Origin of the sequence: Bradyrhizobium sp. IC4060 (assembly GCF_020193715.1) — a bacterium.
Lineage (GTDB): Bacteria > Pseudomonadota > Alphaproteobacteria > Rhizobiales > Xanthobacteraceae > Bradyrhizobium > Bradyrhizobium yuanmingense.
On the sequence record NZ_JADYVJ010000048.1, the window covers coordinates 1 to 2,156 of the forward strand.

Sequence of the window (2,156 nt, forward strand, 5' to 3'; positions counted from 1 at the left end):
TGAAGGCTCGACGTGGAGTGATCCACGGGGGCAGGTGATGAAGACGCCGGATGACGTGGCGGAGATGTTGCGCCTGAGGGCGTGCGGGTGGGGTGTGAAGCGGATTGCGCGGCAGCTGGGCTGCAGCCATCACACGGTAAAGGACTACGTGGCGGCGGGCGGGGTGAAGCCGTTCAAGTCGCCTGAGCGGCCCAAGCGTCTCGACGGCCTTGAGGGTTGGCTGCGCGAGAGGCTCATTCGGCATCGCGGCAATGCCGACGTGGTGCGCCAGGACCTGTTGGCCGAGAAAGGCGTGACGATCAGCCGGCGGACGCTGCAACGCGCCGTGCAGCCCTATCGCCAGGTGCTGAAGGCGGAGGCGCTGGCGACGACGCGGTTTGAGACGCCGCCGGGCCGGCAGCTGCAGATCGACTTCGGGGAGCGCCTGGTCGAGATCGGAGGGGCAAAAGTCAAGGCATTCGTGTTCGTGGCAACGCTCGGGCATTCGCGACGGCTCCATGTGCGTGCGTTCCGGGCCGAGAGGCAGGAGCATTGGTTTGCCGGGCTCGAGAGCACATTCACGACCCTCGGCGGTGTGCCGGAGGAAGTGCTGATGGACAATCCACGGGCGCTCGTGGTGCGCCACGACGCGGTGAGCCGATCGGTTCAGTTCAATGACAAGCTGATCGCCTTCGCAAAACATTGGGGCTTCCGTCCTCGCGCCTGCGCACCATATCGGGCGCGCACGAAAGGCAAGACCGAGAACGGCGTCGGCTACGTGAAGAAGAACGCAATCGCCGGCCATTCCTTCCCAAGCTGGGAAGCATTCGAGGCGCATCTCGACAGGTGGGAGCATGAGGTTGCGAACGTTCGTATCCACGGCACGACCGGCGAGGCGCCGATCGTTCGCTTTGCGCGTGACGAGGCACACCGGTTGAAGCCGCTCGGCGGGCAGCCGTCGTTCGGATCGTTGCGTGAACTGACCCGCGTCGTCGGCAATGATTGCGCCGTCGAGATCGACACGAACAGCTACTCGGTGCCGTGGCGCCTTATTGGCGAGCGCGTGGCGGTGACGATCGCGGCCGGCGAAGTGCGGATCCGCCATGGATTGCACCAGGTTGCGCTCCACAAGCAATCGGAGGGACGCCGGCTGCGGATCGTCGACTCCGCTCATCTCGACGGTGTTGCTGGTTGCGATGGCGCGGTCCGCCGGGCGGAGATCGCGGCGGTGCTGGCGCCGTCTCCACCGCCGTCGTTGTTACGCCCTCTTGCCGAATACGAAGCCGTGGTCGGAGGAAGCTTCTGATGGCGCGGGCAAAGAACATAATGGAAGCAACAGCCGATCCGCTCGATGCCATGCTGGCGCGACTGCAGCTCTCCGGGATCCGCGATCAGCTCGACAGCCTGCTCGACGAGGCGGCGCGCGCGAACCTGTCGGCGCGTGAGACACTGATCCTGCTGTGCGAGCGCGAGATTGCGCGCAAGGATCATCGCCGCATCGAGATGGCACTAAAACTTGCACACTTCCCGGCCGTGAAGGAGCTCGCGGGCTTCGACTTCGAGGCGCAGCCGTCGATCGATCCGAAGCAGATCCGCGACCTGGCCGCGTCACGTTGGATCGCCAACGGCGAGAACGTGCTGCTGCTCGGTCCGCCGGGCGTCGGTAAGGCGCACCTGTCGATCGCGCTCGGGCGAGAGGCGATCCTGGCCGGTTACACGGTGCAGTTCACAACCGCGACGACGCTGGTCGCGGGTCTTGCCAAGTCGCACGGCGAGAGACGCCTGGACGAGAAGCTACTCGCCCTGTCGAAGCCAAAGCTGCTGATCGTCGACGAGCTCGGCTATCTGCCGCTCGAACCTGATGCGGCGCACCTGTTCTTCCAGCTGGTCAGCCGGCGCTACGAAACCGGTGCCATGCTGATTACCTCGAACCGCAGCGTTGCCGAATGGGGCACCGTGTTCGCCGATCCCGTGGTCGCCACCGCGATCCTCGACCGGCTCCTCCACCACAGCCAAGTGCTGACGATCCGCGGCGACAGCTATCGGCTCCGCGCCAAGCGCAAGAGCGGCCTCATCAAGCCGCCGACCGCCGGTGACGGCCCTCCGGTCGGCTCCGCCTCCCTCCGGCCCGTCACCGGCGGAAACAACCTTCAACCGAGATCATAATGCCGATGGTG

2 protein-coding genes are annotated in these 2,156 nt (G+C 65.6%); both read left to right on the plus strand.

What is annotated here, in order from left to right; translation table 11 throughout:
- A partial coding sequence (gene istA / locus I6F16_RS37370) for an IS21 family transposase (RefSeq protein ID WP_346730192.1) occupies positions 1-1,285 on the plus strand: 1,285 nt, incomplete at its 5' end.
- 20 nt (positions 1,286-1,305) lie between these two features.
- Positions 1,306-2,145, plus strand: a complete 840-nt coding sequence (istB, locus tag I6F16_RS37375) for an IS21-like element helper ATPase IstB (RefSeq protein ID WP_225174759.1) — start codon at positions 1,306-1,308, stop codon at positions 2,143-2,145.
- The last annotated feature ends 11 nt before the right edge of the window (positions 2,146-2,156 follow it).